This is a genomic window from Sheuella amnicola, assembly GCF_010499255.1.
Lineage (GTDB): Bacteria > Pseudomonadota > Gammaproteobacteria > Burkholderiales > Burkholderiaceae_B > Zwartia > Zwartia amnicola.
On the sequence record NZ_JAAGRN010000008.1, the window covers coordinates 13,759 to 39,333 of the forward strand.

The window sequence follows — 25,575 nt, forward strand, 5'->3', positions numbered from 1 at the left end:
CCTAGGCCCGTTTTGATCGTTTCCATAGCTTCCAACGGTTGTAAAGTGGTCCGATCACGGGATGCGATGCGAGAAAAATCCGCTGACAAAGCCAGTAAAACCCTCTATTGCGCACTGCGAAGCGATAAATATGCGCCGGATCGCCTCCGGCCACATTTTGCCCATGGGCAATGGTGGTGTACAGGTAGCGAAAACCGTGATCTTGCGCCAGTTTGACGTAATCGTCTTCAAAGTAACCCTGGGGCCAGCAAAAATGCTCGGAAACCGAACCGATTTGATTTTTAAGTACCTCACGCGAACGCAACAACTCGACACTCATCCGGTCCAGGCAATCCTGCCGGTTTTCGCAGTTGCGGTCCCAACGCGTATGCGTATCGGTATGACTATGAAACTCGAAAGTGCCGGCCTGGCGCATCGCATGCACCTCACTCCAGCGAACCATGACGGGATCCGCGTTGCCGGCTTCGACCATTGCCTTGGCGCGCTTGTGCGGAATCATTTCCGGCAAGGCCTGCTTGTCGCCCCATACCGGACGCGCAGGTCCATCACCAATCACACCGGTCACAATGAACATCGTGGCCCGCATGTTGTACTTTTTCAGGATAGGATGCGCGTAGACCCAGTTATCCAGATAACCATCATCGAAGGTAATCAGAATCGACTTGGCCGCAACAGGTTTGCCAGAAAGAAAATCGGCAAACTCTTGCGTCGATAGCGCGCGGTAGCCGTTTTTTGCCAAGCCTCTAATTTGCCGCTCAAAATTCTCGGGCGAAGTGGTAATCATGTCCTTCGCGGGAGAGACGTGGTGATACATCAACACGGGTACGCTATGCGCGTGCTTGAAGGGTATTGTCATCTTTTAACGAACTTTTTTCTTTCGCGTAACCATCGTCCATAAACGGTTTGCGTGCGCTCTACCAACTGTCGGGTTGAAAAGGCACCTTCCTTCCAAATCATATCCGAACCGGCTTGCCCCATTTTTTTGCGCAAGGTCGGATCATCGATTAAACGAGCCAACGCCTCACGCATCGCCTGCATATCGCCGCGGGCGACAAGCAGGCAGTTTTCATCACGACGAACGACCTCGGACACGCCGCCCACATCGGTAGCGACAATCGGTACGCCACTGGCAGCCGCTTCCAGAAACACGGTCCCGCTGGCTTCTTCACGCGTAGCCAAAGCAAAAATATCGAATCCCGCCAACAGATTGGGCACATCCTTACGGGCGCCTGTCATATGAATCCGATGCTCCAGGCCCAACTGCGCGATGTAATCCTGGGTGTTTTCGAATGTCGGCGATCCGCCTCCCACCAATACCAGATGCAAGTCATCGTGCGACTTGAACAAGGGCGCAACGGCATCTATCAGGTCGCGATGCCCTTTGTTCGGACGCATCACAGCAACGCATCCAATGACCGTGTCGGTATTCTTCAAGCCAAGCTCTTGTCTTAACGTCGAATGCTCGACAGGCGGCGGGAATAAAAGCGGCGTATATATGGTTTCCACACGATCAGGCGCGACACCACGATCGATCAGATGCCTGCGAACATAATCGCTGACTGTAGTGACCGCATGCGGCAGCCATGTATAGGTCAACAGCGAATTGACCTTGCTGGACAAGTGTCTGGTACGTACGATCAGGGACGTGCCCGCCAATCGTCCGGCTGGCGCAGCAATGATCGTGTCCTGACGACTATGGGTATTGACGACATCGAAACGACCGCGTCGCAGGATGCGCGCTATTTTTAAAATGCCACTGATGATATTGAAAAATCCGTCCATATACATGGTGTGGACGGTGAATCCAGCTTCACGCAACCGTGTGGTGAGTTCGGCATCGGGCTGACAGATCGCCTCGAGGTGATGCCCCTGGTCGCGCATGGCGACCATTTCCTTGAAAATACGGTACTCCTGGCCGCCAAAACTTGTCGCGGCCTCTGTATGCACAATTCGCAAATGCTTAAAATCGGACATCAGTAGGATACTTCCACGTCCGATGGGGACACCCAGCTCGAAAGTTGTTCGACTAAGGTATCGGGGAGCCTGACCCGCCATTGCTCACCCAGTCGGATCGTGCATGCGTGCTGTTTGCTTTCGTAGACAACTTCCACGGGTGTGCCGGGAAAGCCGTTTTCAGGCGCGGCGCGATAAGGATTGAGCATGTTTTTCAATTTTGCTGCATCGGCGTTGCCATTGAGTTTGATGCGCAACGCACGCGCACGCATTTCGCGAGCAAGCTGCAAATCATAGATGTTTTCGGCAAAAACCTTCATCCCGCCCTGATATTCGTTATTCGAAACCTTGGCCTGAATAATCAGCAACTGATCTTCCTTTAAACGATTGGCATGCTTTTCGATCATCTCGGCATTGATACCGATCTCGACCTGTGCCGAACCGTCATCCAGCACCAAAAACATCATTTTGGCACCCGTGCGTGTCATCATCGTGCGTGAACTTGAAATCACCCCGGCAATCCACTGCAGATCACGAAGAGGCTCCAGACGCGACAGGGGTTTACCGGCAAACCGCCTGACCTCGTCACGCCAGGCATCAAATAAATGGGCACTGAAAAAGAAACCAAGCGCAACCTTTTCTTCCATCAGGACGGTATGCAAATCCCAGGCGGGCACTTTAGTGAGCTCGATATTGACGACATCATCACTATCGTCCCCGAATAAAGATACCTGGTTGGCACTACGCTCAGCCTGTTCGGCTGCCTCGATTGCCGTGGAAAGCGATGCGATCAACGCGGCGCGATTGGGTTCGATGACGTCGAAAGCGCCGGCACGGATCAGCGCCTCTATGCTGCGACGATTGACCGTATGCCGATCCACCCGACGGCAAAAGTCGAACAAGGAGGTAAAGGGTCCGGCCTGACGCGCGCGGATGATTTCTTCGACTGCGCTTTGTCCGGTCCCCTTGACCGCACCGAGACCGTAGCGGATGGTGCGTGGCGGGCGCCCTTTGGCCATTTCATCGTCGGCTACCGGCTCGAAACGAAAGCCGGAAGCATTGACATCCGGAGGCAAAACCTTGACACCATTGGCAAGGCAGTCGCGCCAGAATGTTTCGACTTTGTCGGTGTCATCCATATCGGACGACAAGGTGGCGGCGAGAAACTCTGCAGGATGATGGACCTTGAGCCACGCGGTCTGATAGGAAATCAATGCATAAGCGGCCGAATGCGACTTGTTAAAGCCATAGCCTGCGAAGTGCTCCATCAAATCGAATAGCCTGACGGCAACTTCGGGGTCGTAGCCTTTTTTGACCGCGCCCTGTTCGAACAGAGCGCGATGCTCGGCCATTTCTTCGGCCTTTTTCTTGCCCATCGCCCGTCGAAGCAAGTCAGCACCGCCCAGCGAATATCCACCAATGATCTGAGAGATCAGCATCACCTGCTCTTGGTACACGATCACGCCATACGTGCTTTTAAGCGTGGGTTCGAGATCAGGATGGAAATAATCCACCGAGGCACGGCCGTGCTTACGATTGACAAAGTCATCGACCATGCCCGATTCGAGCGGACCGGGACGGAAAAGCGCCAGCACGGCCACCACGTCTTCGAAAGTATTGGGCCGAAGTTTTTTAAGCAGTTCTTTCATGCCCCGCGATTCAAGCTGAAAAACCGCAGTCGTATTCGCATCGGACAGCAACTGGTAAGTCGCCGGATCATCCAGTGGGACGGTCATGATGTCAAAGTCGCGCAGATTTTCATTGCAATTGCGCACAAAACGAACGGCCCAGTCCAGAATCGTCAGGTTGCGCAACCCCAGAAAGTCGAACTTGACCAAACCGGCTGCCTCGACATCGTCCTTGTCAAACTGGGAAACTGCGCTACCTTCCTGGCCGGGTTGGCAATATAGCGGACAGAAGTCGGTGAGCTTATTGGGAGCAATCAGCACGCCACCCGCATGCATGCCGATGTTGCGTGTCAGGCCCTCGAGAGGCCGCGCCAGATCGACCAGCGCACGCACTTCTTCTTCGCTTTCGTAACGCAACTTGAACGTGGCCTCATCCTTAAGGGCACGATCCAGAGTCCAGGGATCCGCCGGCGTATTAGGGATGAGTTTGGACAGGCCATCGCACATCATGTAAGGCATATCCAGCACGCGACCTGCGTCGCGCAACACTGCCTTGGCACCCAAAGTTCCGAAGGTCGCGATCTGGCTGACTGCCTCGCGCCCATAGGTTTGCTTGACGTATTCAATCACGCGCTCGCGATTGTCCTGACAAAAATCGATATCGAAGTCAGGCATGGAAACTCGTTCGGGGTTCAGAAAACGCTCGAACAGCAAATCGTATTTAAGCGGATCCAGATCGGTAATGCCCAGCGAATAGGCCACAAGCGAACCTGCTCCGGAGCCCCGACCGGGGCCGACCGGAACACCATTTTGCTTACCCCAGTTGATGAAATCCTGAACGATCAGAAAGTATCCGGGAAATCCCATCTGGATAATGGTCTTGCACTCGAGAGCCAGCCGATCCGAATATTGCTGCCAATTCGCTTTGCGCACCTCAGGATCCGGGTATAGCTGAAGCATCCGGCGCTCCAGGCCTTCTTTCGAAAGCTGCACCAGATAGTCATCGAGCGAAACCCCTTCGGGCGTTGGAAAATTCGGTAAACGCGGCTGGCCGAGTGTCAGCGTCAAATTACATCGCTTGGCGATTTCGACCGCATTGGCAAGCGCCGAGGGCACATCCTCAAAGCGCTTGACCATTTCTTCGGTCGATAAAAGATATTGATCTTCGGTAAATAGTCTGGGGCGTCGCGGGTTGGTCAAAATCTGACCCTCGGCGATACAGACCCTGGCTTCGTGCGCCTGAAAATCATCCTCGGTCAGAAACTGAACGGGATGGGTGGCGACAACCGGCATTGCGCATTCGGCCGCAATCGTCAACGCTGCCCGTGTGTAGGATTGGTCGGCTTCGTTGCGGGTGCGCTGCAGCTCGATGAAAAATGAATTACCGAATAACCGCTTCCATTGCCTGGCAAGAGACTTTGCCGCTTCCAGGTTGCCGGCCATGATGGCCTGGCCGATATCGCCCGCCCGGGCGCCGGACAGGACAATCAGCCCTTTCGCATCAGTCAGCCATTCTCGACGAATTTCGCCCCTGCCCCGATGCGCGTTGGTCAGCCAGGCGCGCGTCAGCAGATCGCACAAAGTCAACCAGCCGGCATGATCAGCCACGAGCAGTAAAATACGATATGGTTTGTCCCGGTCGTCATCGTTGGTCAGCCAGACATCGCTGCCTGCGATTGGCTTGATGCCTGCCGAGCGCGCTGTTTTGTAAAATTTGATCAGACCGAATACATTGGACAAATCGGTCAGGGCGACAGCGGGTTGGCCGAGCGCGCCGGCGCGCTTGATCAGATCCGGGATACGGACTGTGCCATCCACCACCGAGAATTCGGAATGGACGCGCAGATGGACGAATGGCTGGGACGAGATGGTTTCTGACATGTGTGGATTGTACCCATTTGCGGGTCTTGCCAGCGCTGTCGAAAGCCTTCTCTAAGTAAGAATTTGCATCAAATTGCAGTACTGGAAACAACAGGAATACGATATGAAATGGATCATTCTGGGAATCTGGCTGGGATCAATCCTGTTTGCCCACTTCAGGGGCCGCGTCAGGCTCCCGTTGGGACGACAGTTACTGGATCATTCGATCCTGCTTGCTCCAATCAACGCTTTCATGGTTCTTTTATCCAAAGTACCGACCACGCCCTATATTCCGAACTCGACGATGCCGGAACTCAAATTACTTGAGGACAACTGGGAGGTCATCCGCGACGAGGCGTTGCATCTAGCCGAACTGCGACAGATCAAAGCACCTGAACTACATAATGACATCGGTTTCAATTCGTTTTTCAAATACGGATGGAAACGTTTTTACCTGAAGTGGTACGACGCCAAGCACCCTTCATCCGAGGCGCTGTGCCCCAAAACGGTCGAATTGCTCAATCGGATTCCGAGCGTCAAGGCAGCCATGTTCGCCGAGCTGCCTCCGGGTGGTCAGCTCAATCCGCACCGTGACCCCTTTGCCGGATCCTTGCGTTTTCATCTCGGTTTGTCCACACCCAATGATGACCGCTGCTACATCGATGTCGACGGAATCCGTCACAGTTGGCGCGATGGCCAGGGCGTCATCTTTGACGAAACATACGTCCATGACGCGTACAACCGTAGCGACAAGAACCGCATCATTCTGTTTTGCGATGTCGAGCGTCCTTTGATCTGGCGCTGGGCCGAAGCGTTCAATCACTGGTTCGGTCGTGTCGCGATGTCGGCCGCAAGTTCACCCAATGCGGATTCGGATCAGACGGGGTTCATCAACAAACTGACGCATTATCACTGGGTCATCGACCAGAAACGCAGAGCGTTCAAAAAGGCCAACCGTCCGCTCTATAAGGCGACCAAGTTCGGCCTGATTGCCCTTGCGATCTACCTGTTTCTGGTAAGCTGACGAAACCTGCCGCTTGAGGCAGCGTCACGGACGACTTAGCGGACGACTTAGCGCTGCATCGCCTCCCAGGACTTCTGCAACCGCTTGACCGATACGGGCATGGGTGTGCGAAGCTCCTGGGCAAAAAGCGCCACCCTCAACTCTTCAAGCATCCACCTGAATTCATCAAGCCCTGCGTCAGGTGCGCCTTTCAAGGCGCCACGCGCTCTGGCATACTGAGTCATCAACGGCGCCATCTCGGACATTAATCGCGTATCGCGTGAGGGATCGGCACGTAACTTGTCGATGCGCGCAACGGCCGCTTTCATGTAGCGCGGCAGATGCACCAGTTGCGCGTATGGAATCCTGTCGATGAAATCGGCACGCATCAACTGGCTCATCTGAAACTGTAGGTCTTCATAGGATGCCTTGTGAGGCTTGGCTTGCGGTAATTTTCTCATCACGGCGGCCCAGCCTTCCAAAATCGTGCCGGCCAGCCTGGCGACTTCCTGCGCCAGCAAACCGAGCTTGGCGCGACCATCCTGCTTGCGCGATTCGAACTCATCGGCATTGACCGGCCAAGGCTCTTGCAAACAGGCCCGATCCAACGCGCAATCGATGATTTGGTCGCGCAGTTTTTCCTGGGTGCCTAGCGGCAGATACATCATGCCGAGCTTGGTCAGGTCATGGAGGTTTTTTTCCAGAAACTTGACCTGGTCGCGCAATGCGATCCTGAAGAGTCGCCTTAAACCCAAATGATGAGCGGTTTGTGCGGTATGAATTTCATCGAACACATCCAGTGCGCAATGCGTGGCCTGATCGACCAGTGCGGGATAACCGATCACGCTGTGATTCTTGCGCTTGATCTCCATCAGTTCGGGCAATACGCCAAAGCTCCACTCTGTGATTTCGTCATGCGCAAGCGCAGTTGCCACCTCCTGATCCTTGGTGGCCAACTGCTGGAAGGTGGCTACGGCCTGCTTGCCCAACTCAGCCTTAAGCTGTGCCAAATTGCGACCGGCGCCAAGCATGCGACCATGCTCATCGACCACCTTGAAGGACATGAATAAGTGGGCGGGCAGCGTCTCAGGCTTGAAGTCGGACACAACGGGACGGATCTTCAACTGCTCCCACATATCCTGAATAATGGCGTCAATCAATCCGCCCGGGGGTGTGCTCAAGCGGTCAAACCAGCGATCATAAAAACCCGCAGCATAGTCCGGCAACGGAACACAGTGCCGCCGTAATTTCTGGGGCAAAGATTTCAGCAACATCTGGACTTTTTCTTTGAGCATGCCGGGTACCAACCATTCGCACCGGGCGGCATCGACCTGGTTCAGGAAATAAAGGGGCACGGTGACGGTCACCCCATCCTTGGGCGAACCCGGTTCAAAGTGATAGTCCACGGCGAGCTTGACGCCCTGCCAATCGAAAGTCTTTGGAAAGACATCGGTCGTGACGCCGGAAGCTTCGTGACGCATCAAGGCGTCGCGCGTGAGCAATAAGTCGGCGGCAGCCTCTTTGGTCAGTCCTTTGACCCAGTGCTCAAGTGTCGCAGTCTGATGAATATTCTCGGGCAGATGCCGATCGTAAAACGCATGGATCAAACTGTCATCGACCAGGATATCGGGGCGACGCGCCTGATGCTCCAGGCGTTCGATCTGCGCGATCAGTTTGCGATTGTGCGTAATGAAGGCCAGACTAGAGTCGATCTCTCCCGGGACAAGCGCTTGCAAAATAAAGATTTCGCGCGCGCGAACCGGATCAATCGGACCGTAATGGACGCGGCGTCCGGAGTAAACCGTCAATCCATACAACGTGCCTTTCTCGTTTGCGACAACCTGCCCGAGTTTCTTTTCCCATCGCGGATCGGACCATGTCTTGCGGATCAGATGACCGGCAACGCGCTCAATCCAGACAGGATCGATACGCGCCACACAACGAGCGTAAAGCTTGCTGGTGTCGACCAGTTCGGCTGCCATGATCCACTTGCCGGCCTTTTTGAGCATGCGCGAACCGGGGTGGATCCAGAACCGGATATCGCGCGCCCCAAGATAATTGCCGGACTCTTCGGATTTAAGTCCAAGGTTGCCTAACAGTCCCGACATGAGGGCCAAATGAACCTGCTCGTAGGTCGCATCGGTTTTGTTCGAACGCCAGCCTTGCTCGGCGACCAGCTCGTGCAGTTGCCGATGAATATCGTGCCATTCGCGCAAACGCAGCGGAGATAGATATTGCTGTCGCAACAAGGCCACCAGTTTGCGCTGGGAACCTTTGTGCGCAACCTGTTCGTGGTACCAGCGCCAGAGTTTGATGTACGAATTGAATTCGGATTTGTCGTCAGCAAACTTGGCATGGGCTTGCTCTGCGGCCTCCCGGGCGTGCATGGGCCGGTCGCGAGGATCCTGAACCGACAGAGCTGCCGCGATAATCAGCATCTCGGTCATGCAGTGCTGGTCGCGCGCGGCCAGAATCATGCGGCCGATCCGGGGATCCAGCGGTAATTTGGCCAGAGCGCGTCCTGTTGCGGTTAGCACCCCGGGGCTGCTCGACTCGGGATCAAGCGCTCCAAGTTCCTGCAAAAGATGATATCCGTCTGCAATCGCGCGTCCGGTCGGCGGATCAACAAACGGGAAGTCTTCGATATCGTTTAATCGAAGGGCTTTCATGCGCAAAATCACACTGGCGAGCGACGAGCGCAAAATTTCAGGGTCCGTGAAGGCTGGCCTATCGCGAAAATCCTGTTCGCTGTAGAGACGGATGCAAATTCCGGGGCCCAGTCGACCACAACGACCGGCACGCTGATTAGCTGATGCCTGACTGATAGGCTCGATTCTGAGCTGCTCGACCTTATTGCGCCACGAATAACGCTTGACGCGCGCCAGTCCCGTGTCGATCACGAATCGAATGCCGGGAACCGTCAAAGAGGTTTCGGCAACGTTCGTAGCCAATACTATTCGGCGTGCGTTGGTTTTAGGCTTGAAGATTTCTTCCTGCTCGGCCTGGGTCAGCCTGGCATACAAGGGCAACACTTGCGTGGAGGGAGGATGATGTTTGCGCAGCGCTTCTACGGCTTCACGAATTTCGCGCTCACCTGGCAAGAAAACCAGAATATCCCCCGGCCCGGCCAGCGCGCACTCATCCACCGCATCGACTAGGGCATCGATCAGATCACGCTCCTCGTCACGCGCAAGCCCACGATCGGACTGGGAGGCGCTGCCCGAAGACGATGCACCCTGACTGGTCTTTCCTGCGTCATCCGAATCGGGGTCAAGTACCGGGCGATAGCGGGTTTCGACCGGATACAGGCGACCTGAAACCTCAATCACCGGAGCAGGTTTACCCGACCGATCTGCGAAATGCCCTGCGAATCGCTTGGCATCGATCGTGGCCGAGGTGATGATGACTTTCAAATCCTGACGGCGCGGGAGCAACTGCTTGAGATAGCCCAATAGAAAATCGATATTCAGGCTGCGTTCGTGCGCTTCGTCGATGATGATGGTGTCATAACGCCGCAGCAGCGGATCGCGTTGCGACTCTGCCAGCAAAATACCGTCGGTCATGAGCTTGATCGACGTGATGGCGCTGCTTCGGTCCTGAAAGCGGACTTGATAACCCACCCATTCACCAAGCGGGGAGCTCAGCTCTTCGGCAATCCGTCGGGCAACCGAGCTGGCTGCAAGCCTGCGCGGTTGGGTGTGGCCAATCATCTTGTCCAGCCCACGGCCGAGTTCGAGGCAGATTTTGGGTAATTGCGTGGTTTTACCCGAACCGGTCTCGCCGCTGACAATCACAACCTGATGGCGCGCGATCGCACGCGCGATTTCATCGCGGCGACTGCTGACCGGCAGGTCTTCAGGATACGTAATTGGAGGAGCCTGGCGTGGGGATTTGACAACGCTTTGAGGTGTTATCCCGTCCAATAGCTTTGATTCGGGCATATTTTGGGATCCGTCTAAGGGACCATTATAAAATAACGACTTCGCCCAAGCCTTTCACGCAAGATTAAAGCAAGATCTCCAATGTCAGATACCCAGGAACCCGATACCGTCTCCGCGCTCGAAGCGCCGGAGTTTGCCGCTGCCCAGTTCGTACGCTGGTTTCGCGAGGTCGCGCCTTATGTGCATGCATTCCGGGGCAAGACATTTGTCGTTGCTTTCGGTGGTGAACTGGTTCAGGCCAACGCCCTGAACACGCTGGTTCAGGACTTGTCGCTTCTGTCGGCGCTGGGAATCAAGTTGGTTCTGGTGCATGGATCCTTGCCCCAGGTTAACGAGCAGATGCGACTCAAGGGCATCAATCAGCATTTTCACCGCAGCCGCTCGCCGATGGACGCAGATGCGCTCGAATGCGCAAAAGAAGCGGCCGGCGAAATCCGTCTGGATATCGAGGCTGCTTTCAGTCAGGGCCTGCCGAACACGCCCATGTCACATGCCCAGATCCGCGTGATTTCGGGCAACTTCGTCACGGCCCGACCCACAGGGATCATCGACGGTATCGATTACAAGCATACAGGCCAAGTCCGCAAAATCGATGTGGATGCGCTGAAGTTCGCAATCGAGCGTGGTTCGATCGTTCTGCTTTCTCCGCTTGGATTCTCCCCCACTGGCGAGGCATTCAACCTGTCGATGGAAGAACTCGCCACAAGCGTTGCCACTGCCCTGCGGGCCGAGAAACTGATTTTCCTGACCGAAACGCCGGGGGTCATCTCTCCTGACGGCACGGTCGATACCGAATTGGCCCGACTGGATGCCGATGCATTGCTGGCTTCGGGCGAACTCGATGCGGACACCGCGTTTTATCTGCACTATGCTTCACGCGCCGTGAAGCGCGGCGTATCTCGCGCCCACCTGGTCCCCTTTTCACTCGATGGCGTGGTGCTCCTCGAGATTTTCACCCACGATGGCGTGGGCACCATGGTGGTCGAAGATACCCTGGATGATCTACGCCCGGCGACAATCGACGATGTGGGCGCGATTCTCAAGCTCATCGAACCTCTCGAGCAGGACGGCACGCTGGTAACACGCGGGCGCGCGGTGATCGAACGCGATGTCGAAAACTTCACCGTGCTCGAGCACGACGGTGTGATTTATGGTTGCGCCACGTTGCACGATTTCCCCAAAGATCAGATGGCCGAAATGGGTTGCCTGATTGTTCACCCCGAATGGCAAGGGACGGGCGAGGGTGAAATGCTTTTACGCCACATGGAGTCGCGTGCACGGGCGCTGGGTGCCAAGAGACTATTCGTTCTGACGACACGTACCTCGCACTGGTTCATCAAGCGTGGATTCGTACAGGGCGGTGTAGCCGACCTGCCGAAAGACAAACAGGCCCACTACAACCGGTCCCGCAACAGTCTTATTTTCATTAAACGACTTTAGGAATATCACATGAGCCGCACTGTTCAATGCGTCAAGCTTAAAAAGGAAGCTCCAGGACTGGACTTCCCTCCCTACCCTGGTGACCTAGGCACCAAAATCTGGCGCAGCATCTCCAAAGAAGCTTGGGAAGAATGGATGGGGATCCAGACGCGTCTTGTCAATGAAAACCGGCTAAATCTGGCCGACACACGTGCGCGCAAGTACTTGAAAGAACAGATGGAAAACTTCCTGTTCAACGACGCATCCGTCGAGGCTCAGGGTTTTGTTCCACCCGCTAATTAATTTCGGCACCAGAGTCCTGCGGGCATCTGCCCGCAGGTAACCTTATTTGTCTTCTTCGGTTTCCTCGGGGGTAGGAATCTCTTCACCCCGAACCAGTCGCTCTGCCATTTTGACGCCCTTGTGGCGAACATCCGCTCCGTGCACCATGTAGATCACGCGCTCGGCCATATTCTTGCAATGATCCCCAATTCGCTCCATGGAGCGGGCAATGAACAGAAGATCGATCGAACGAGAAATCGTTCGCGGATCTTCTATCATGTATGTGATCAAGCTGCGCAGTGCCGACTTCCATTCCTTATCGACTTCCTTGTCGCTGCGCACGACTGCGGCGGCCAGCACCGAATCATTGCGCGCGAAGGCATCCATCACCTGGCGCATCATGGTGACAACTGAATTGGCCATATGACGCAACTCGATCACCGGAATGAAGCGACGATCGTCCTCATGAATGCGTCGCGCCATCGATGCGATCTTGTCGGCTTCGTCACCGGATCGCTCCATATCCGTCAACATTTTCGTCACGGCAAGCAGTGTCCGCAAATCGATGGCGGCCGGTTGATGACGCGCCAGAATGGTTGTCACGCGGTCATCGATTTCGACTTCCAGGCGATTCACATCCTTTTCGCGCTCTTTTACTCGATCGACCAGCGATATATCGCCCGTAGCAAGGGCGTCCATGCTGTCCTGGATCATGGACTCGACCAAGCCGCCCATTTGCAGCAGCTCGGTGCGAATGCGTTGAAGATCTGCGTCAAACTGTTTATTGGTATGCTCGGACATGCGATCACTCTTTCAAAAATTGAATCAATGACAAGGATTTGCCGTTTTTTGGAAGTTTAAGACCGAACTGTGACAGTTTTGTGAATCAGAGCCGGCGAATGCCATTTTGTGTGGCCAACAACGCCACATCGGCACCACGCATGGCGAATAATCCGTTTGTCACGACTCCGGGAACATTATTCAAGGTTTGTTCGAGCGCGACTGCATCGGTAATGCGCAAACCCGACACATCAATGATCTGATTGCCATTGTCGGTGACAAACCCGGCGCGAACGAGCGGCTGCCCCCCCAAACTGCTCGCTATGCGCGACACCGCTTCACGCGCGATCGGCAACACTTCAATTGGCAAAGGAAACTTTCCAAGTGTGTCGACCAGCTTGGATTCATCAGCGATGCAAACAAAGACTTTGGCGACTGAGGCAACGATTTTTTCTCGGGTTAATGCACCTCCCCCCCCTTTGACCATATGCAAGCCTGCATTGATTTCATCGGCGCCGTCCACATACACCGGCATAGATTGAACCTGATTCAGGTCCAGCACCACGATGCCGGCATCGGTCAACCGCTTGGCGCTTCTTTCAGAGCTTGCAACTGCCGCGCGAAATCGACCCTTGAGTTTTGCCAAGCCATCGATGAACAGATCGGCTGTTGAGCCCGTTCCGACTCCGATCACCGCATCGGGGGTCAGCATCGGAATAATATATTGCAATGCCGCATCAGCGGCTTGCTGCTTGAGTTCTTGTTGCGAAAGCATTTTTGTTCCAAATTTGAAAATTAAATCGATGGCTCGGACTCGTCAAAGTCATCGATAGCCTGTCCTAGCAAAGAGACTGTCTCATCCTCAGGCATGGCCTCGACGTTCTTAAGACTTTTTAGCATGACGCGCGTGCGGGTCTCGGTCTGTCCGATTTTATTGCTGGCAGTTTCGAGTGATTTCTTCACAGTGGCCAGCGCATCTCCAAACTTGCCAAACTCGGTCTTCACCGCGCGCAATACGCGCCATACCTCGGAAGACCGCTCCTGTATCGCCAGCGTTCTGAATCCCATCTGCAAACTGTTGAGCAATGCGGCCAGATTGGCCGGCCCCGCCACGTTCACCCTCATGTCATGCAACTTGTCGAGCAAGCCTGGTTGACGCAACACCTCTGCGTAAAGCCCTTCACTAGGCAAAAACATGATGGCAAAATCGGTGGTGTGAGGTGGCGACACATACTTGGCAACAATCTGCGAAGCCTGTTTCTCAACCGCGCGCGCAAGCGCGGCACCCGATGTCTTGACGCCCTCGCGATCCGCATTATCTTGCGCGTCCATCAAGCGCTCATATTCCTCTTTCGGAAACTTCGCATCGATCGGCAACCAGACCGGGTGATCAAGGTCGCCCGATCCGGGCAACCTGATGGCAAATTCGACCTGCGCATCACTACCCGGAACTGTTTTCACATTCTGCGCATACTGTTCGGGTGTCATGGTGTCTTCTATCAGTCGGGCCAACTGAACTTCACCCCATGTACCTCGCGTCTTGACGTTTGTCAGCACACGTTTCAGGTCACCGACACCGGCGGCCAGAGATTGCATTTCGCCCAGGCCTTTCTGAACAGATTCAAGCCTGTCGGAAACCTGCTTGAACGACTCCCCAAGTCTTTGCTCCAGCGTGGCATGCAATTTTTCATCCACTGTGCGGCGCATCTCTTCGAGTTTGGTCGCATTATCCGTTTGCAATGCCCGCAGACGCTCTTCTACAGCAGAGCGCAGCTCGGTGATTCGTCGCTCATTTGCTTGCGTCAGCATGTCAAGCCGCTCGGCAAACCCCGCTGCGAATCTCGCAAGCGACTCTGCACTTTCGCTACGACCGGCTGCGGCATCGCGCGAAATCGCTCCCCTGAACTCGGCATCGCTTTGCGCGAGTTCGGTGCGCAAAGCGCGCGAGGACTCCGCGAATTCAGCACGCATTTGTCTCTGGCTTTCGGCCTGTTCGTGACGCAAAGCATGCTCAAGCCGATCCTGACCGGCAAGCAACTGGTCCAGTCTCGGGTCTTGAATTGCAGTGCCGAATGAGCGGGCACGAAACCATCCCATTACTGAAAAAACAAGGGCGAGCGTCGAGATGACGATCAGTAAGGGCAACAAGAATGAAGAGTCCAAATTATTCATCCGAAAAAATCATGTCATTTTCTTTTAAGCACAAACGCGCATTTGGAGCGTGTTCAGCCAAATTGCGCGGCATAGCGTTTTTCGTTGAATCCCACGCTGACAGCTCCGCTCGCATCAACCAGAACCGGTCGGCGCACCATGGCCGGATAATCGGCAATCAGCGCAAGCCATTGGGCATCAGAGTCAGGTGTTTTAAGGCTTTCATCCAGGTTACGCCACGTCATCGACGCGCGATTGACGAGTTTTTCCCATCCGCCCAACTCTTTGGCCCATTTTTTCAGCGTTGCGGGTGGCACAGGCACGGCCCGATAGTCCTGAAACTCATATTGGACACTATGCGCATCCAACCAAGCCTTCGCCTTGGCTACTGTGCTGCATTGGTTCAGGCCATATAGTTTGATTGTCATTTCGACTCCGGATTCAAGGATTGCCACGATTGTTGATAACCGGCGGTCAGGGCGGACCAACAAGTCGCCTCGAGCGGTGCAGCGACTTTACGCACGGATCGCAGTAAGCGGGATATATTTTCTGTGCGCAAACCGGAATTCATTTTAATTCGACGGCTTCGGTCAAAATCGATCAGCCAGACTTTGCGTGTCGCGTCGACAAGGATATTGAACACGTTTAAATCTGCATGCCAAACTCCCGCATCATGCATGCGGGCGATCACCTGCCCGGCATTGCTCCACACCTCCGGATCAGTGAAGGAAAGCAGTGGATGTGCTGCCGGAATGCGTTGCGTAATCAATGCCGCTCTGTATATCAGACCTTTTCTCTGTACCATGGCCGCAAGCGGGCGAGGCACAGGCAACCCCATCTTCAGCATGGCCTGAAGCAAAGAAAATTCGGCAAAGGACCTGGCGGATTGTGCACCCTGCCATACATATTGATCACGAAAAAAATGCGCGGCCATTCCACCACGACGATATTGCCTCAATACAGCATCCGTATCGCCCAGCCTGATAAACCAGGCCGCAGCTCGTCCACCTTCTTTAACGGGTAGAGATTCGAGCATGGGCAAACCGGGGTCGAACCATTCGGATGGCTGTGATGATTTAGCCAAGTTATCCAGCAGTACATCGTAATGAACTTCACGACGGGCCAGCGGATCAATCCAAACCCGGCATGACGAAGCCACAGATTGCGTAAAGGCTTGATCAACCATCGCGATTTCGCATCCAGTCGGCCACGCCAAAAAAAATCTCAAGCAGGCGATCGGATAGTTCAGGCGGATAACTCAGGTCTTGCATGGCTCTGCCCATGCACAGCAGCCACTGATCCCGCTCACGTACGCCGATCGAAAAAGGCAAATGTCGGGCCCTGAGGCGTGGATGCCCGAATCTTTCGATATAGTGCTGAGGGCCGCCAAAATATCCGCATAAATAGAGAAATAATTTCTCCCGAGCAGGTTCGAGCGTTGTGCCGTGCGTATCACGCAATGCTTTGAGATCGGCATCCATGTCCATGATGTCGTAAAACCGCTCGACAAGCGCTCGCACTCCAGGTTCACCACCGATTACCTCAAAAATCGTCGTCTGTTCGGATGTGGAATTCGTATCTGTATCTGTCATGATCAGGATTGACGCAAAATAACAAGAGGCGGTGTTTGCAACACCCCGCGCAAGGCAAAGATTCCGGCTAACCAGGCTCCAAGCATACATACACTGACGCCAATAAGCCATGGCCAAACCGTAAAGCGCATATCAAAATCGAATACCCAGTATGACAGCGCCCAAGCTGCCAGTGTGGCACCTGTTGCCGCAAGCAACCCGGCCAGCGCGCCGACTGCCAGTAACTCGAATCTTTGAGCCCTGGCCAACTGCAAGCGACTGGCCCCGAAGGATCGCAGCAACGCCGCCTCACGCACTCTTTCGTCTCGTGTCGCAGACAAAGCAGCAACCAAAACAATTGCTCCCGCCATAAGCGAGAATAGAAACAAGCCCTGTACAGCCACGGAAACTTTGTCCAGAATGGACTGTAACTGGGACATGATCGCACCGACATCGAAAATGGTCAGGTTGGGAAATTCACGCACAAGATCCTGTAAGCCATCTGCGTGTCGGGAAGGCAAATGAAATGCGGTCATCCAGGTTCTTGGCGCTTCGGTCAGCGACTTTGATGTCATGATGGCGAAAAAATTCGCGCGCATGGAATCCCAATCCACTTTGCGCAAACTCGTCACGCGAACAACAACAGGCTGTCCGGCCACATCGAATTCAAGCTTATCGCCGAGGCTCAACTGAAGCGACTTGGCTAATCCGATCTCGAGCGACACTTCGTTTTCTTTGGGATCAAGATCTCGACCACTTGCCACCTGGCCGGGCTCGGACAACCGGTCAGCATACGAGAGATTGAACTCGCGATCGATCAATCGCTTGGCGCGCGCGTCTTCGTAGTCTGCGGACCCGATTGGCACGTCGTTACGCGCAACGAGCCGTCCTCGCACCATGGGCGACATGGACAAAGTTGCGAGCCCGATGGAGCGAAGGCGCTGCTCAACGGATTCACGCTGATCGTCCAGCACATTGATCAAAAAACGATTAGGCGCATCGGGCGGCAGCGTGCGCTGCCAGCCCGCCAGCAAATCGGTCCTGACGATCGTCAGCAACAAAATCGCCATCATGCCGATCGCAAGTGCGCTGACCTGGGCGATGGTGGCGCCACGTCTTCTGACCACGCCCGCTAGCGCAAAGCGCAACACCGGATATCGGACCAACCGATCGCGCAACTTGGATACGAACAACAGCGCGACTGCGCCCAAACCGCTGAACATCAACGTGGCAACAACAAACCCAACAGCCAATCCCAGTCCAAGCTTGATGTCTCGGGCCACCCACCACATCAACAGGCAAAACCCCGACAGACCCAGCAGCACTCCCATCCAGCTTTGCAAAGGAAACCGGGTCGGTTGTTGCCTCAAAATCTGCCAGGGCGCAACATGCCTGAGTGCGGTCAAGGGTGGCCAGGAAAAAGCCAACAACAGCCACAACCCCGCGAACAATCCCTGCAATGCAGGAACAGGACCCGAAACCGGCAACGCTGCGCCAAGCAGGCCAGCGAGCATCCTGACAAGAAACACTTGAGTTGCCCAACCCAACAAGACACCGATCACACTGCCCAGTATTGCCACCAAAACGAACTCGGTCAGCAGGATGAAGGTAATATCCGACTGGGTGGCGCCCAAACTGCGCATGATGGCCACGCTATGACGATGGCGTTGACCAAAACGCCTTGACGCAAGAGCCACGGCAACTGCAGCAATTAGAACAGCCAACATGGCCACGAGAGCAAGAAACTGCTGCGCGCGATCAAGTGAGCGACGAACTTCCGGTCGCCCCGACTCAACAGTAACTAATTTCTGACCCGGCTTGATCTGTCCTTCAAGCCATTGGCGATAGGTATCAATGGCGGCATCAGCCCCTGCAACCAGCAATGCGTAACCGATTCGGCTTCCCGGAGCGATCAGTCCGGTGCGCTCAAGATCTTCGGCACTTAACATGACGCGAGGTGCAAGATTGACGAACTGGGGGCCGCGATCCGGTTCGTAGGTCATCACGCGCGCGATGCGCAGCTCGATCTCGCCCACTTTCAGCCGGTCACCAACGCGAGCATGCGTTTGGGATAAAACCTGTGGGTCAACCCAGATCTCGCCGGATGGCGGAGATGAAGTTGTCGCTTCGTCTTGTCCGCCAAGACTTGTTGCCGTTCGCAAATGCCCCCTGAGCGGATACCCCTTCTCCACGGCTTTGATCGAGGCCAGCAATTGGACATCGTCGCGCGTAACCATGGAGGGAAACTGCCAGGATTTAGCCACTTTCAAATCCAGAGTTTTAGCCCGCTCTGTAAAGCTGTCAGGGATAGGATTGTCGGCCTCGAGTAACAGGTCGGCACCCAGCATATGCATGGCATCGCGCTCAAGGCCGCGAGAGACGCGATCTGAAACAAAACCAACGCTAGTCAGTGCCGACACTGCGATGACGACCGCCAGCAAAAGCAAACGCAAGTCCCCCGCTCGCGTATCGCGCCAAGCTTGTCGCGCAGCGACTTTGAAATTTGCCACCTTCATCAATTCTGATCCGGTAAATACATAAGAATAAGCAGCACTCAACGTAACAACAATAGTGGCACAGTCGCGAACAACAATACGGAAAATGCCAGCCTGAGCTGTTTTTCAGGCAAATGATGAGCGAACTTTACCCCTAAAGGCACGGTGAGCATGCTACCGATCGCCAGCGAAATGCCCACTGTCCAGTTCACCTGTCCGGCCAGAGCGTATGTGAACAGTGCGATCGTCGAGCCCGGAATAATCATCGATAAAGCAAGACCTTGGGCTTTGGTCTGTGATAGTCCGAAAAGCGCAGTCAGTATCGGAACCGAAAGAATCGCCCCACCCACTCCGAAAAAACCACCCAGCACGCCGGTCAGCGCGCCAAGCGTCAGGGCCTGCCAGCGCCCGAAATCCATTCCCAGGCGCTTGCGCACCGACAAGTATCCCAAGGATTGCCAGACGTAAAACAAAGCCAGAAAAAAAAGGAACACTGCAAAACTACGCCGCAACAATACCGGATCCAGGCCCAAGGCCAGATGAGCGCCTATCCATGTCGAGCTGACTGCACCCAGCGCACCGTAGATGGCCAACCGGGTGTCAATCGGGGATTTCAAGTGATACTGGCGCACTGACAAGGACACGGCTGGCAACACCAGAATCAATGCTGTTCCCTGAGCCAACTGCTGTTCCATATTCAGCAACAATCCGAAACCGGGTATGGCGATCATGCCGCCACCTATGCCCATCATCGCACCGATGAAACCGATCGCCGAACCGGCCATCAACCCAAATGGCACCACCCACAATAAACTCATCTAACCTGTCTCAACAATAGAAGCAAAAAGGATGCCTTCACCTTCAACGATCGCGCAAACGATCCAGAGCATCCTGCAGACGATCCACCGCCCAGATCTCCAGCCCTTCGATCGGCTGGCGCGGTGCATTGGCACGGGGGATCATCGCAATGGAAAAGCCCAATTTGGCCGCTTCACGCAAACGCTCCTGACCGCGGGGGGCGGGCCTGACCTCGCCGGCAAGCCCAACTTCGCCGAATGCAATCAAGCCTTTGGGTAAAGGCCGATTTCTGAGCGACGAGATAATGGCCAGTAAAACCGCTAAATCCGCCGCAGGCTCGGTGATGCGCACTCCACCCACCGCATTGACGAAAACGTCCTGATCATGCGTGGACACGCCTGCATGGCGATTCAGAACGGCCAGCAACATGGCCAAACGGTTGCCTTCCAGACCGACAGTCAGTCGGCGCGGATTGGGAACATGCGCAGTATCGACCAAAGCCTGAATTTCGACCAGCAAGGGACGAGTCCCCTCTTGCGTCGCCATGACACACGACCCGGCCACATCGTTGCTATGTTGGGACAAAAAAAGCGCAGATGGGTTGGACACCCCGCGCAATCCGCGATCGGTCATGGCAAACACGCCGAGCTCATTGACCGCACCGAACCGATTCTTGAATGCCCGAATCAACCGGTATGACGAATGCGTATCACCTTCGAAATACAAAACAGTATCGACGATATGTTCAAGCACGCGCGGACCCGCAAGGGCGCCATCTTTGGTGACATGACCGATCATGACAATCGGAATGCCGGCCTGTTTGGCAATGCGGGTCAATTGCGCGGCGCACTCCTTGACCTGCGACACCGAACCCGGAGCTGAAGTCAGTTCGCCGGAATAAATCGTCTGAATCGAATCGATCACTGCCACTGCAGGTTTTTTTTCCAGCAACGCGTGCTGGATAGACTCGAGACGGATCTCGGCAAACAAGTCGACCGAACCGCCGGACAGCCCCAATCTGCGCGCGCGCAATGCCACCTGCTCAGCCGACTCTTCTCCGGTGACGTATAACACTCGCTGTTGCCCGGACATGCTGACCAGGGCCTGCAACAGCAAGGTCGATTTACCTATGCCAGGATCTCCACCGATCAAAACAACAGCGCCGGCTACCAGCCCTCCCCCCAGCACCCGATCGAACTCGGTGATGCCCGTAGGCATTCTCGGTAACTCAAGCGCTTCGACATCGGACAAGCTGCGTAGCGCGCCGGACTGGGCTAGTGGAGCGTAGCGGTGCTCGCTCTGTGAGGCCGTATGCGTTTCGCGTGACTCTTCGAGCGTATTCCAGGCCTGGCAGTGTGGGCATTGCCCGAGCCATTTCGGCGTCGTGCCACCACAATCCGAGCAAACAAATAACGTTTTGACCTTGGCCATCAGGAGGAAGACCCACCCAAGCTGCCGCCACCATCGATGCCGATAATTTGACCCGTAATAAAGCCCGCTTCGTCCGAAAGGAGAAATGCGATCAACGCGGCTACTTCATTAGGCGTCCCAAGCCGCCCCATCGGCACCTGCCCCGCAGGCGGCTGGGTTGCGTCTCCGGACGGAATCGCGTTCATGAACATTTCGGTATCGATCGCACCCGGAGCGACCGCATTGACGGTGATGCCATATTCGGCAAGATCCAGTGCCCAGCTTCGCGTGCAACCGATGATGGCACTCTTGGCGGCAGCGTAGCTGGTCGCGTCGCGTGCGCCACGCACAGCCAGGCTGCACAGATTGATTATTCGTCCCTTGCGGCGAGTCTTCATCGAATCGACAAAGGCTTGTGTCACCTGCACGGCCGTGCGAACGTTCAAATCGAAACTTTCGAATAAGTCCTTGAGACCGACCGAGCCAAGGGGTTGGGAAATCGCCGATCCGACGTTATTCACGATGGCGTCAACGGGGAATTTCTCGCGGATTACGCGTAGAACGTCCTCTGTCTGACCTGCGTCCGATAAGTCGCATTCATACAAGTAACCCGGAAAGTCGACCTCGGCGGTATTGCGGGCGATCCCAACCACATGACAACCGGCATCCGCCAGTCGCCTGCTCAACGCCCAACCAATTCCTTTAGTCGCCCCGGTAATTAAAACGCAACTGTCTTTCAATACGATCTCCCGACGCATGGCTTTGCCAGGGTGTTAGTCTAACGCAGTGACGATTCATCCAAAGCCACTAAAATCCCCTGAAATATGATTTCAAACTAAGGTAATTTTATTAATGTCAGTCAATCATTACGAAAATTTTCCGGTTGCATCGATTCTGCTGCCTAAAAAGCTGAGAAAAGCGGTCACGGATATTTACCGTTTTGCCCGTTGTGCTGATGATCTGGCCGATGAAGGAGACGCCGACGATGCTCATCGCCTCCAAAGTCTGCAAAGCTATCGCCATGCCCTCTACGAATTATCGCTCCCCCAGACCAACCGCCAATACCGGGATGCTGGTCTGGGTGATATTTTCGATCCTCTCGCACGAACGATCGCTGCGCATCAATTGCCTCTGACACCCTTTCTGGATCTGCTGTCAGCCTTCGAGCAGGATGTGACGCAAAAGCGTTACGCGGACTTTAAATCCCTTGAAGCGTATTGCCGCAAGTCAGCCAACCCGGTTGGCAGACTCATGCTGCATCTATATGAAACTACGGACGAAGTATCCCTTAGACAATCTGACACTATCTGCACCGCGCTGCAACTTATCAACTTCTTGCAGGATGTCGCCATAGACTGGCGCAAGAAACGAATCTATCTGCCGCAAGACGACATGGCGCGATTCGGCGTCACGGAAACAACAATTGCAACGTCCGATCACGGACCAGTCTGGCAAGCATTGATGCGCTTCGAGGTCGAACGCGCCCGGGCGTTGTTAAAATCAGGCATCCCCCTCGGATTGCGCCTGAAGGGCCGAATCGGAGTCGAATTGCGCATGATCATCGAGGGTGGTTTGTGTATCCTGAATAAAATCGAGGCTGTTCAATACGATGTTTTCTATCGTCGACCGGCCCTGCAATCTTTCGACTGGCCGGGGATCATCTGGCGAGCCCTCTTGAAGCGACAAAAATGACACCGATCGAATACTGTCAGGAAAAAACAGCTAAAAGCGGATCGAGTTTCTATTACGCGTTTCTGTTTCTGCCTACCGATCGCAGACTCGCGATTACGGCGCTTTATGCTTTTTGCAGGGAAGTCGATGACGTCGTCGACGAATGCACCGACCCTTCTCTTGCCCGGATCAAACTTGCCTGGTGGCGAACCGAAATCGATGCGCTCTTCGAAGGCAAGCCGGCACATCCTGTCATGCAGGCGTTGCAGCCTTGGATCGAGCCATTTTCGATTACCCGCGACCGGCTGCTGGCCATCGTGGATGGCATGGAGATGGATCTTGACCAGACGCGCTATCTAGACTGGCCTGCGCTACGCAAATACTGTTGGCATGTTGCCGGAGTGGTGGGCGAACTATCGGCCGGCATATTCGGATACAAGGATCCAAAAACTATCGATTACGCGGGCAAGCTCGGCATCGCTTTTCAGTTGACCAACATCATCCGGGATGTCGGGGACGATGCGAGACGGGGGCGCATCTATTTGCCCATCAGCGATTTGCAGCAATTCAATGTGCGCGCCGCCGATATTCTGAACAGTCGCTACTGCGAGGGATTTGGCAGTCTAATGAAATTCGAGGCGCACCGGGCTCAATCGCTTTACCGCGAAGCCATCGACGCGCTGCCCGACTGCGATCGTCGCGCTCAGCGTCCGGGCCTGATGATGGCCGCGATCTATCATTCACTACTTGCCGAAATCGAACATGAACAATGGCAAGTTCTGCATCAACGCATCTCGCTCACGCCATTGAGAAAACTTTGGCTAGCCTGGAAGAACTGGGTGGGCGGCGGAACCGGCGTGATCAAGCAGATCAGGCGAGCAGACGAATCATCTTGAAGATTGCGATCATCGGTGCAGGCTGGGCGGGCTTAGCGGCTGCCATACGCTTACGAGAACATGGCCGCGCTCCAACCGTATTTGAATCAGCCGCCATCCCCGGAGGAAGAGCACGCAGCGTAGATGACGTCAATATGGGCCTCATCGACAATGGCCAGCATTTGATGGTTGGCGCCTATACGGCAACGCTCGATCTGATGAACGCGCTGCGCCCCGAAACCGATGAAGCGGCATTGCTGAACCGGCTTGGCTTACACCTGGAAAGCGCGGATGAAAGTTTTAGAATGAAGGCGCCGAACTGGCCTTCGCCTTTACACAGCCTGGCGGCATTACTAGGCGCCCGCGGCCTGACCTTTCATGATCGAATCGGTGCGTTGCGCATGATGATCTCGCTCAGGTTATCCGGATGGCGCGCGCCAAGCCTGTCTACTGTAGAGCAACTGTTGAAATCACATCGCCAGTCGGAACGAATTTGCCGCCTGCTCTGGATTCCACTGTGCCTGGCGACCTTGAACACATCGCCAGAGCAGTCATGCGCGCAGCTTTTTCTGAATGTCCTGCGCGATACCCTCGATGCGCCTGGTCATCATTCGGATTTACTGATTCCGAATACAGATCTCACCGCATTGTGGTCAGGAGTCGCGGCCGATCAACTCGATATGCGCTACAGGCATATTGTGCGCAATATCGCCATTGATGAAGATCATGTCATGGTCGACAGCGAGCCATTCGACGCATGCATCGTTGCGATTCCACCCTATGCAGTCAAGCGTGTATTGCATGTCACATCCAACAGGGATGCATTGACGGAATTACTGCATATGCTTGATCAGTTCGATTACCGCGCGATTGCGACCCTGACACTGCAGTTATCGCGAACATGGCACTTGCCGCATCCGCTCCTGTTGCTCAAAGAAGATCATGCACGCGGCCACTACGGTCAATGGGTGTTCGAACGCGCACACGCGAAAGGACCGACTCAACTAGCGGTCGTGATCAGCGATGCACAGGATTTTCTCAAACATGATCGTGACCAGTTCGTAAGATCAATCGCCGAACAGATAGGCGAACAGATAGGACGCCGAATGCCAAGTCGATACGGTCCGATGCCCGAGATCATGCATCACCGCTTGATTGTGGAAAAGCGCGCAACGTTCGCTGCCGTACCGGGCCTGAGTCGTCCTCGCACCAAAACGGCTTGGCCAAGAATGTATTTAGCGGGTGACTGGACCGACACTGGGTATCCGGCGGTGCTGGAAGGCGCGGTCAGAAGTGGTCTACAAGCAGCTGACGAATTATTGGCTACGCTCTGAGTGACTGCGCGCTCCACAAGCCAAGCATTGTCAGCACAAGGGATCCGATCAGACTGGTTCCTGCATACCCCAATGCCATCATGAAACGCCCCTCTTCAAGAAAAGCGACAGTTTCAGCGGAAAAAGTCGAAAACGTGGTCAAGCCGCCCATGAATCCGGTAATGAGCAACAGGCGTACGAAAGCCGGCCATTCCGGATGAGCAGACACCACACCCAACACGAGTCCGACAAAATAACCGCCAAGCATGTTGGCTGAAAACGTCCCCCAGGGGAATGCATCAGCGTGTCGATTCAACCAAAGTCCCAGGCCCCAGCGCAACCATGCGCCCAGGGCCGCACCGATACCCACTGCAAAAATATTAATGGGGTGGAGCAACTGTGCGGCCATGGCGGTATCCCGGGAG

At 54.9% G+C, this 25,575-nt stretch carries 21 protein-coding genes; 6 read left to right on the forward strand and 15 right to left on the reverse strand.

The window, feature by feature from the left end:
• Nucleotide 1: 1 nt before the first annotated feature.
• From G3I67_RS11750 to dnaE, 3 genes are read right to left on the reverse strand one after another with little or no spacing between them, the layout of a single operon-like run.
• A complete protein-coding gene (locus G3I67_RS11750; protein WP_163655580.1) occupies nt 2-856 on the reverse strand; it encodes a polysaccharide deacetylase family protein in 855 nt (284 codons plus the stop codon).
• Nucleotides 853-1,974: a glycosyltransferase family 4 protein gene (locus tag G3I67_RS11755; RefSeq protein ID WP_163655582.1), complete on the reverse strand. Its 1,122-nt coding sequence runs from the start codon at nt 1,972-1,974 to the stop codon at nt 853-855. The genes G3I67_RS11750 and G3I67_RS11755 overlap by 4 nt, the downstream gene beginning before the upstream one ends.
• Nucleotides 1,974-5,462 carry a DNA polymerase III subunit alpha gene (gene dnaE / locus G3I67_RS11760; protein WP_163655584.1) on the reverse strand — a complete coding sequence of 1,163 codons (3,489 nt, stop codon included), beginning with the start codon at nt 5,460-5,462 and terminating at the stop codon, nt 1,974-1,976. Before dnaE ends, G3I67_RS11755 begins: the two co-directional genes overlap by 1 nt.
• A 103-nt stretch (nt 5,463-5,565) precedes the next feature.
• On the opposite strand from dnaE, the gene G3I67_RS11765 reads away from it, so the two are divergent.
• A complete protein-coding gene (locus G3I67_RS11765; protein WP_163655586.1) occupies nt 5,566-6,465 on the forward strand; it encodes an aspartyl/asparaginyl beta-hydroxylase domain-containing protein in 900 nt (299 codons plus the stop codon).
• Between the two features lie 47 nt (nt 6,466-6,512).
• On the opposite strand, the gene hrpA is transcribed toward G3I67_RS11765, so the two are convergent.
• Nucleotides 6,513-10,385, reverse strand: a complete 3,873-nt coding sequence (gene hrpA / locus G3I67_RS11770) for an ATP-dependent RNA helicase HrpA (protein WP_163655588.1) — start codon at nt 10,383-10,385, stop codon at nt 6,513-6,515.
• An 81-nt stretch (nt 10,386-10,466) separates the two neighbouring features.
• Between hrpA and argA the strand changes: the two genes are divergently transcribed.
• Together argA and G3I67_RS11780 are read left to right on the forward strand one after the other, a co-directional pair.
• A complete protein-coding gene (argA, locus tag G3I67_RS11775) occupies nt 10,467-11,825 on the forward strand; it encodes an amino-acid N-acetyltransferase (protein WP_163655590.1) in 1,359 nt (452 codons plus the stop codon).
• A gap of 9 nt (nt 11,826-11,834) precedes the next feature.
• A complete protein-coding gene (locus G3I67_RS11780; RefSeq protein WP_163655592.1) occupies nt 11,835-12,107 on the forward strand; it encodes an oxidative damage protection protein in 273 nt (90 codons plus the stop codon).
• Nucleotides 12,108-12,149: 42 nt separating this feature from the next.
• Here the strand turns inward: G3I67_RS11780 and phoU are convergent, their stop codons facing one another.
• From phoU to G3I67_RS11830, 10 genes are all read right to left on the reverse strand, one after another.
• On the reverse strand, nt 12,150-12,887 hold the full coding sequence (phoU, locus tag G3I67_RS11785; RefSeq protein ID WP_163655594.1) for a phosphate signaling complex protein PhoU: 738 nt from the start codon (nt 12,885-12,887) through the stop codon (nt 12,150-12,152).
• Nucleotides 12,888-12,972: 85 nt separating this feature from the next.
• Nucleotides 12,973-13,641: a ribose-5-phosphate isomerase RpiA gene (gene rpiA, locus G3I67_RS11790; RefSeq protein ID WP_163655596.1), complete on the reverse strand. Its 669-nt coding sequence runs from the start codon at nt 13,639-13,641 to the stop codon at nt 12,973-12,975.
• A 20-nt stretch (nt 13,642-13,661) separates the two neighbouring features.
• Nucleotides 13,662-15,038 carry a DNA recombination protein RmuC gene (locus tag G3I67_RS11795; RefSeq protein WP_163655598.1) on the reverse strand — a complete coding sequence of 459 codons (1,377 nt, stop codon included), beginning with the start codon at nt 15,036-15,038 and terminating at the stop codon, nt 13,662-13,664.
• A gap of 53 nt (nt 15,039-15,091) precedes the next feature.
• A complete protein-coding gene (locus G3I67_RS11800) occupies nt 15,092-15,445 on the reverse strand; it encodes a Spx/MgsR family RNA polymerase-binding regulatory protein (RefSeq protein WP_163655600.1) in 354 nt (117 codons plus the stop codon).
• A complete protein-coding gene (locus G3I67_RS11805; protein ID WP_163655602.1) occupies nt 15,442-16,233 on the reverse strand; it encodes a 3-deoxy-D-manno-octulosonic acid kinase in 792 nt (263 codons plus the stop codon). Before G3I67_RS11805 ends, G3I67_RS11800 begins: the two co-directional genes overlap by 4 nt.
• Nucleotides 16,196-16,609 carry a group II truncated hemoglobin gene (locus G3I67_RS11810; protein ID WP_163655604.1) on the reverse strand — a complete coding sequence of 138 codons (414 nt, stop codon included), beginning with the start codon at nt 16,607-16,609 and terminating at the stop codon, nt 16,196-16,198. Before G3I67_RS11810 ends, G3I67_RS11805 begins: the two co-directional genes overlap by 38 nt.
• A 2-nt stretch (nt 16,610-16,611) precedes the next feature.
• Nucleotides 16,612-19,107, reverse strand: coding sequence for an ABC transporter permease (locus G3I67_RS11815; RefSeq protein WP_375539320.1), 2,496 nt, complete (start codon nt 19,105-19,107; stop codon nt 16,612-16,614).
• A gap of 35 nt (nt 19,108-19,142) precedes the next feature.
• Nucleotides 19,143-19,901, reverse strand: coding sequence for a sulfite exporter TauE/SafE family protein (locus G3I67_RS11820; RefSeq protein ID WP_163655607.1), 759 nt, complete (start codon nt 19,899-19,901; stop codon nt 19,143-19,145).
• Between the two features lie 43 nt (nt 19,902-19,944).
• A complete protein-coding gene (gene radA / locus G3I67_RS11825; RefSeq protein WP_163655609.1) occupies nt 19,945-21,312 on the reverse strand; it encodes a DNA repair protein RadA in 1,368 nt (455 codons plus the stop codon).
• Complete coding sequence (locus G3I67_RS11830) at nt 21,312-22,031, reverse strand: SDR family oxidoreductase (RefSeq protein ID WP_163655806.1); 720 nt, start codon at nt 22,029-22,031, stop codon at nt 21,312-21,314. Before G3I67_RS11830 ends, radA begins: the two co-directional genes overlap by 1 nt.
• A 112-nt stretch (nt 22,032-22,143) precedes the next feature.
• On the opposite strand from G3I67_RS11830, the gene hpnC reads away from it, so the two are divergent.
• Genes hpnC through hpnE form a run of 3 tightly spaced genes read left to right on the forward strand, consistent with a single transcriptional unit; the run spans nt 22,144 to nt 25,171 of the window.
• Nucleotides 22,144-22,983 carry a squalene synthase HpnC gene (gene hpnC, locus G3I67_RS11835; RefSeq protein WP_163655611.1) on the forward strand — a complete coding sequence of 280 codons (840 nt, stop codon included), beginning with the start codon at nt 22,144-22,146 and terminating at the stop codon, nt 22,981-22,983.
• Nucleotides 22,980-23,858: a presqualene diphosphate synthase HpnD gene (gene hpnD, locus G3I67_RS11840; RefSeq protein ID WP_163655613.1), complete on the forward strand. Its 879-nt coding sequence runs from the start codon at nt 22,980-22,982 to the stop codon at nt 23,856-23,858. Before hpnC ends, hpnD begins: the two co-directional genes overlap by 4 nt.
• The gene (gene hpnE, locus G3I67_RS11845) at nt 23,855-25,171 is read left to right on the forward strand and encodes a hydroxysqualene dehydroxylase HpnE (RefSeq protein WP_163655615.1); all 1,317 of its coding nucleotides are present in this window, start codon (nt 23,855-23,857) and stop codon (nt 25,169-25,171) included. The genes hpnD and hpnE overlap by 4 nt, the downstream gene beginning before the upstream one ends.
• Here the strand turns inward: hpnE and crcB are convergent.
• On the reverse strand, nt 25,161-25,559 hold the full coding sequence (crcB, locus tag G3I67_RS11850; protein WP_163655616.1) for a fluoride efflux transporter CrcB: 399 nt from the start codon (nt 25,557-25,559) through the stop codon (nt 25,161-25,163). The two genes, hpnE and crcB, sit on opposite strands and share 11 nt — an antisense overlap.
• Nucleotides 25,560-25,575: the final 16 nt, after the last annotated feature.